Genomic DNA, 7,236 nt, shown 5'->3' with positions numbered 1-7,236 from the left:
GCGGCGGCAGGCGCCACGGCCGCCGCAGCGGCCGCGGCTGCGACGTTTGCCTCGTCGGGCGCGGCGGCCTGCCGCGACGCGCACGCGGTGACGGTGAGAACGAGCGGCGCCGTCGCGGCGGCCAGCAACAGGGTTCGACGTTTCGATGAGTAGGTCATGTCGGTTGTCTCGTGATGGAATGGAGGCGAATCGATAGTGAAAACGGCCGGCCGCCGAGACAGCACTATCGTGACTTTACGGTTGCCTGACAAGCAACGATAATTGAGCGCTGACAAAAGAAAATCTTATGACCAAGCTCCGCCCTCATCTTCCGCTCAATGCCCTGCGCGCGTTCGAATCGTCGGCGCGCCACCTGAACTTCACGCGCGCCGGCCTCGAGCTGAGCGTGACCCAGGCCGCGGTCAGCCAGCAGGTGCGCTCGCTCGAGGAGCGGCTCGGCTGCACGCTGTTCACGCGGCTGCCGCGCGGCCTCGGGCTCACCGACGAGGGGCGCGCGCTGCTGCCCGTGCTGAGCGACGCGTTCAGCCGCATCGAGACGGTGCTCAAGCAGTTCGACGGCGGGCGCTTCCACGAGGTGCTGTCGCTCGGCGTCGTCGGCACCTTTGCCATAGGTTGGCTAATGCCACGGTTGAAGCAGTTCGGCGATACGCACCCGTTCGTCGAGCTGCGGCTGCGGACCAACAACAACGTCGTCGATCTCGCCGCCGAGGGCCTCGACTTCGCGATCCGCTTCGGGGAAGGCAGCTGGCCGGCGACGCGCAACGAGCACCTGCTCGACGCGCCGCTCACCGCGCTGTGTGCGCCGGACATCGCGCGACGCCTCGCGCAACCGGCCGATCTCGCGAACGAAACGCTGCTGCGCTCGTACCGCACCGACGAATGGCTCGGCTGGTTCGACGCCGCGCAGCTCGCGCCATGGGCGGTCAACGGGCCCGTGTTCGATTCGTCGCGGCTGATGGTCGAGGCCGCGATGCAGGGCGCGGGCGTCGCGCTCGCGCCGGCATGCATGTTCGTACGCGAACTTCAGCTCGGCCTGCTTGCACGGCCGTTCGACGTCGACGTGCGCGCCGGCGGCTACTGGCTCACCTCGCTGAAGTCGAAGCCGCTCACGCCGGCAATGACGCTCTTTCGCGACTGGATCGTGGCCGAAGCAGCCGCCGCGGCGCAGGCCGAATGACACGGCCCCGCTTGTCCACAGAAAGTGTTGGCAAGGATGTGGATATCCTGGGTACCCGGGGCCTAAGCCGTTGATCGCGCACGAATTAGCGTGCGGACGCAGACATCGGGCAGCCCGTGTGCACCGGGCTTCGCGAGCGGGCTCCTCGGCGGCCCGATCCTCAACTGTCGCGACGCAATCGATTGCGAGTTATCCACAGAATATGTTGGCAAGCCTGTGGATATCCCGCCGATGCGGCGCGTAACACGCTGATACAAAAGGGGATTCGATACCAGGACCTTGCGCGGTCAACCGTGTGGCACCGCACACGCTTTCGCGCGGCACGCGCCGCATCTCCGGCCCGGGGTCGGACGGTTCTCCACAGATTGTGTTGGCAAGCTTGTGGATATCCTGCGCATCGGCCACCTAACTCATTGAGCGCACGGGGTTTTGTGCTTCGACTGCGGAATCGGGCAGCGCCGGCGCAGCCCTTTCGGCCAACGCCGGCGCCAGCCGCGCATCAATGCCGGTCAAGCCCGCCGCGCAGTTCGCTCGCCTTGTCGCGCAGCGCCTCGTAACCCGAGCGCGCGTGCTCGGGCAGGTCGGGATCGCCGATCAGCGCGCCGAGCGTTTCGATCAGGCTGAACAGAATGCCTTTCGCCGCGCCGACCGCGATGCTCTGCGATTCGATCGACTTGTGCAGGTGGTCGACCGCCGCTTCCAGATTCTCGAGCTTGTGCTCGCCGTCGTCGGGCCGGTTGTCGGTCGTCATCGTTTACCTCCGCCATCGTTCAAGGGTCATGTCACGATTCTATGCCGCGTCGTGCGAACGTGGCGCGACATCGCGCAACGTTCGCGCGGCGCCGCTACAGCACCGCGACCACCTTCACGCGGCCCGGCTGCTCCGCCGACGCGACGACCTGGCCGTCGACGCGGCGGAACGTGAGCGACACGGTTTCCTCACCGACGCGCAACGCGTCGATCCGCAGCCAGTCGACGCCTTCCGGCAGCGCCGGACGCTCGACGCGCACCTCGTGACGCGACGCGTCGATGCTCACGCCGAGGCAGGCCTGCAGCATCATGAACGGCGCGCCCGCCGCCCATGCTTGCGGCAGGCAGGCCACCGGATACGCGGTCGGCGGTTCGCCGCGCCGGCGCGGAAACCCGCAGAACAGCTCGGGCAAGCGCATCTCGAAACTCACCGCCGCCTCGAACAGCGCGCGCAGCAGGTTCACCGCGGCCGTCTTGTCGCCATAGCGCGCGAGGCCGCGCGCGATCAGCGCATTGTCGTGCGGCCACACCGAGCCGTTGTGATACGCCATCGGGTTGAAGCGCGGCTGGCCGGCGGCCAGCGTGCGGATGCCCCAGCCGGTCTGGAACAGCGCCGAGCCGAGCACGCCGGCAACCGCCGCGCCGCGCTCGGCGTCGGGCAGCCCGAACGCGAGCAGGTGGCCCGCGTTCGATGCGAACACGCGGCACAGGTCGCCATGACCGTCGAGCGCGATGCCGTAGAAATCGCCTTCCGGCATCCAGAACAGCGCGTCGACCTGCTCGCGCAGCGCCTTCGCGCGCAGCGCATAACGCGTGGCGTCGGCCGCGTGGCCGCGCCGGTACGAGCACATCGACATCGCATCGAGCGCCGCGCACGCATACGCCTGCACTTCGACGAGCGCGATCGGCCCATCCGGAAAGCGGCCGTCCGCATGGAACACCGAATCGTGGCTGTCCTTCCAGCCCTGGTTCGCGAGGCCGCGCTCCGACGTGCGCTGGTAATCGAGCAATCCGTAAGGATTGCGGTCGCACTTGTCGATCACCCATTGCGCGGCGCGCTCGAGCGCGGGCCACAGTTCGTCGATCAGCGCATCGTCGCCGGTGCGCTCGACATACGCGCCCGCGAGCACGATGAACAGCGGCGTCGTATCGACACCGCCGTAGTACAGCGCGAACGGCACCTCGCCCGTCGCGGCCATCTCGCTGCGGCGGAACTCGTGCATGATCTTGCCGGGCTCCGCATCGCGGAATGCGGAAGTCTCGCGCGCCTGGTGCTCGGCCAGGAACCGCAGCACGCCGCGCGCGAGCGACGGCTGCAGCCAGAGCATCTGCAACGACGTGATGACCGCGTCGCGGCCGAACGGCGTCGAGAACCACGGAATGCCCGCATACGGGTACGGCCCCGTGTCGAGCTGCGTCGTGAGCAGCCCGAGATCCGCGAGCGAACGGTCGAGCCACGCATCGAACAGCGGATTGCCGGTGTTCACGCGCGCCATCGATTCGCGCCGCGCGCGCATTTCGCGGTGCACGCCGACGAGCGCGGTGCGCAGCGCGACGCGGCCGCATCCCGGCCCTTCCTCATGCACCGGGCCGAGCGTCGCGTCGACGGTCAGGTAGATCGACACGCATGCCTGCGCGGCGATCGTCAGCGTGTAATCGGCACGGTCGACCGACAGCGCGTCGGGCGCCGGCGAGAAATGCACGGTCACGTTGCGCTCGACGCTGTCGAGGCCGTCGTAGCGCAGCCGCACCGCGCCCGCGTCGACGCGCGGCGCCACCACGGTGCCGCGCTTCGGGCGCTGGGTGCCGCGCACCTCGAACATGTCCTTGAAATCGGCCGCGAACGACAGCGACAGCGGCACCTCGGCCTCGCTCGAGCCGTAGTTCGTCAGCGTCAGCGCTTCGTAAAGCACGTCGCCCGCGAGCACGCGCATCCGTTCGATGTGGATCACGCCCTCGGGCGTTTCGTGGCCGCCGAGCGGCGGCAGCGGGCGGTTCGTCAGGTGGGCGGTGAACGACGCGTTGTCGGCGCTCGTCGCGCCCGACAGCAGCGACGGCGCGCGGCCGCCGAACGTCAGGCGCCACTTCGACAGCACGCGCATGTCGTCGACGAACAGGCCGTCGTCATGACCGCCGATGTCGCCGAGCGCGTCGCTGACCACGAACGCGTTGCCGGATTTCAGCACGTACTGGTTGTTGCGCGCCAGTGCCTGCGGATCGGCTTCGGGCGCGATGAAGGCGGGGCCCGACGCGTGGGTCGGGGCAGTTGGCGCAACCTGCGGCGCCTGGGTCGTCGTGGCTTCGGCGTGATTCGGCATCGATGCTCCTGTGTCGAGCGCGACGCGCGTGGCGCGCCGCGTGGTTCGCACAGGATAGGACAGAACGGGGAACGTGCGCAGCGACGAAAAGAGCGCGACGCCATGCGACGTTGCCGTCGCCGCCTGGCGTCGCTTGCAGGCACATCAAGTGCGGATCAGAATTTCCACAGGATGTTGCCGAGGATGGCGTTGTCGCGCACGCCGCTGCCGTACTGGCCGCTGTACGTGAGGCCGAGCGTCAGGCGCTTCGTGATGTTCGCGTCGATGCCGGCCTCGAGCACGGCGCTGTCGCGAGCAATCGGCACGCCCGACACCTGGAACGACGTGCCGCCGTTCGCGAACGTGAACGCCGACGACGGCCGCACGTTGCCGAACGCATGCCGCCAGCCGACCGTCCCGCGCGCGGTGAACGTGCCGCTCCCGATCGAGCCGAGCTGCGACGCCGCGCGCAAGCCGAGCGTCGAGAAGCCGACGTGGGTCGTCTCGCCGCCGGCACGCAGTGCGGCCGCGCCGCCCGTTTCCGTATAACCGTCGGTATGCAGGTTCACATACGCGAGGCCCGCGAACGGTTCGATCGCCACGGGCCCGACCGGCAGCGCGTAGCCGACTTCGCCGAACACCTGCGCCGAATTCGCGTCGTAACCGGCCGAATCGTGATCGGAGAAGCCCGCGAAACCCGGATTGCGGTCGCTGTTGATCCGGTACCACGTGTACGACGCGCCGCCGCGCACGCCGAGCGCACCGTACTGCGCGCCGCCGTACAGCGACAGGTAGTAGCTGTTCACCGACGCCGACGAACTCTGGGCGTTGTCGAGCGAGCTGTGCGTGACGCCCGCGGCCAGGCCCGCACGCCACTTGTCGTTGAGCGCCATGTCGGCACCGGCGATGAAGCCCGTCATGCTGCGGTTGATCGTCGACGCGTTGCCGTCGCCGGTGAGCCGGCTGCGGCCGCCGAACGCCTGCCCCCAGACCACCGGTTGATAAGGCGTGCCGCCGTAGCAGCCCTCGCGCGAACCGATCCGGCGTTCCGGCGGCAGCGTCGGGTCGACCGCGCCGGCCGTGTTGTCGCCGCACAGCGCCGCACCGCCCGACGACAGCGCGGCAAGCGGGCCCGATCCGGGCGCGAGGCCCTGGCGGACGCGATCGGTCACCGCGTCGCGCACGTAGCGGCTGTCGAGCAGCAGCATGCTCTTCAGGCTCGCCTGCAGTTCGCCGTCGAGCAGCCCGTATGCGCGGCGTGCGGTCGGCACGTCGGTCGTCAGGACTGCGTCGTACAGCGGATTGCCGGCGCCGAGCCCGCCGAGCGCGGCCGCGACCGCGCGCTGGTTGGGCGTCGTCGCGACGTCGGGCAGCGACGTGCCGTTCTGGACCAGTCGCAGGTACACGTGATTCGGGTCGTAGCTGAGCGTCGGCATCAGGAACGCATAGTTCGCATTCACCTGGCTGAACGCGCCCTGCACGCCCGACGCCGCGGTCACGATCGTGTAGGTCGTGCTCGGCTGGTAGCCGCTCTGGTTCGCGAGCACCTGCACGGTGCCGCCGTTCAGCGTCGCCGTGCCGCCTGCCGCGAGGCTGCCGCTTTGCTGCGGCGACGCCGCGACCTGGAACGTCGAGCCCGGCTGGAACGTGACGTTGCCGCCCACGTTCAGCGCCGCGCCCGGCTGCGACGCGGCCGCCGTCGCGCCGCCCTGCACCACGAGGCCGCCGATCGTGCCGGTGCCCGTGACCGTCGCGCCGTTCTGCACGGTGACGGTCGACTGGCCGAGCGACCCGTTGACGGCGAGCGTGCCCGCGCTGACCGTGGTCGGCCCGCTCAGTGTGCTGGTGCCCGTCAACGTCAGTTGCCCGCTGCCGGCCTGCGTCAGCGAGCCCGCGCCGGACAGCACGCTTGCAATCGTCACGTTGCCGGATTGATTGACGATCAGCGCGCCGTTGTCGACGACATTGCCGGCGATGCTGCCCGACGTGCCGCCGTTGCCGAGTTGCAGCGCACCGCCGGCCGCGATCGTGGTGCCGCCCGTGTACGTGTTCGCGCCCGTCAGCGTCTGAACACCGGTGCCGGCGATCGTCACGCCGCCCGCACCGCCGATCGTCCCGCCGAACGTGCCGTTGCCGCTGCCGTTCAACGTCAGCGCGTTGGCGCCGAGATTGATCGTCGCGCCGGTCGCACCGTTCAACGTGCCGATCGTCTGCGCGCCCGTCGCGGCGCTTACGTCGAGCGTCGCACCCGTGCCCGCGAGATTCACCGCGCCCGCCGACGCGAGGCTGCCGCCCGCGCCCAGCGCGAGCGTGCTGCCGCCGTTGATCGTCGTGCCGCCGGTGTACGTGTTCGCGCCCGTCAGCGTTTGCGTGCCGCTACCGGCAACGGTCACGCCGCCCGTGCCGCCGATCGTCCCGCCGAACGTGTTGTTGCCGCTGCCGTTCAGCGTCAGCGCATTCGCGCCGAGGTTCACGTTCGTGCCGCCCGTGCCGGTCAGCGCACCGATCGTCTGTGCGCCCGTTGCGGCGCTTACGTCGAACGTCGCACCCGTGCCCGCGAGATTCACCGCGCCCGCCGACGCCAGGCTGCCGCCCGCACCCAATGCCAGCGTGCTGCCGCCGTTGACCGTCGTGCCGCCCGTGTACGTATTCGCGCCCGTCAGCGTCTGCGTGCCGGCGCCCGCGAACGTCACGTTGCCCGTGCCGCCGATCGCACCGCCGAACGTGTTGTTGCCGCTGCCGTTCAGCGTCAGGCCATTCGCACCGAGGTTCACGTTCGTGCCGGTACCGCCGGTCAGCACGCCGAGCGTCTGTGCGCCCGATGCGCCGCCGAGGTTGAGCGTCGCGCCCGTGCCGGCGAGATTCACCGCACTACCCGACGCGAGGCTGCCGCCCGCCCCCAGCGCCAGCGTGCTGCCGCCGTTGATCGTCGTGCCGCCGGTGTAAGTGTTCGCGCCGGTCAGCGTTTGCGTGCCGGCACCCGCGAACGTCACGCTGCCCGTGCCGCCGATC

At 69.7% G+C, this 7,236-nt stretch carries 4 protein-coding genes; 1 reads left to right on the top strand and 3 read right to left on the bottom strand.

Annotation, left to right across the window (positions count from 1 at the left end; genetic code table 11):
- Nucleotides 1-286: 286 nt before the first annotated feature.
- Entirely contained in the window at nt 287-1,177 is an 891-nt protein-coding gene (gene penR, locus L810_RS12915; RefSeq protein WP_021158802.1) for a beta-lactamase transcriptional regulator PenR, read from the top strand.
- 499 nt (nt 1,178-1,676) lie between these two features.
- Here the strand turns inward: penR and L810_RS12910 are convergent, their stop codons facing one another.
- The 3 genes from L810_RS12910 to L810_RS12900 form a co-directional block, all read right to left on the bottom strand.
- The gene (locus tag L810_RS12910; RefSeq protein WP_006482135.1) at nt 1,677-1,928 is read right to left on the bottom strand and encodes a hypothetical protein; all 252 of its coding nucleotides are present in this window, start codon (nt 1,926-1,928) and stop codon (nt 1,677-1,679) included.
- A 94-nt stretch (nt 1,929-2,022) separates the two neighbouring features.
- Nucleotides 2,023-4,245, bottom strand: a complete 2,223-nt coding sequence (locus L810_RS12905; RefSeq protein WP_021158801.1) for an amylo-alpha-1,6-glucosidase — start codon at nt 4,243-4,245, stop codon at nt 2,023-2,025.
- 155 nt (nt 4,246-4,400) lie between these two features.
- On the bottom strand, nt 4,401-7,236 hold a 2,836-nt coding region (locus L810_RS12900; protein ID WP_042974322.1), incomplete at its 5' end, for an autotransporter outer membrane beta-barrel domain-containing protein.

This window comes from Burkholderia sp. AU4i (assembly GCF_000466765.1).
In the GTDB taxonomy this organism is placed as follows: domain Bacteria; phylum Pseudomonadota; class Gammaproteobacteria; order Burkholderiales; family Burkholderiaceae; genus Burkholderia; species Burkholderia cepacia.
The sequence above is the reverse complement of the archived record's forward strand: the minus strand, read 5'-3'. Positions and strand labels throughout refer to the sequence as shown.

Excerpts from the sequence above, each read along its gene's own strand:
- penR (WP_021158802.1), top strand. The coding sequence starts at position 287 with ATGACCAAGCTCCGCCCTCATCTTCCGCTCAATGCCCTGCGCGCGTTC.
- L810_RS12910 (WP_006482135.1), bottom strand. The coding sequence starts at position 1,928 with ATGACGACCGACAACCGGCCCGACGACGGCGAGCACAAGCTCGAGAAT.
- L810_RS12905 (WP_021158801.1), bottom strand. The coding sequence starts at position 4,245 with ATGCCGAATCACGCCGAAGCCACGACGACCCAGGCGCCGCAGGTTGCG.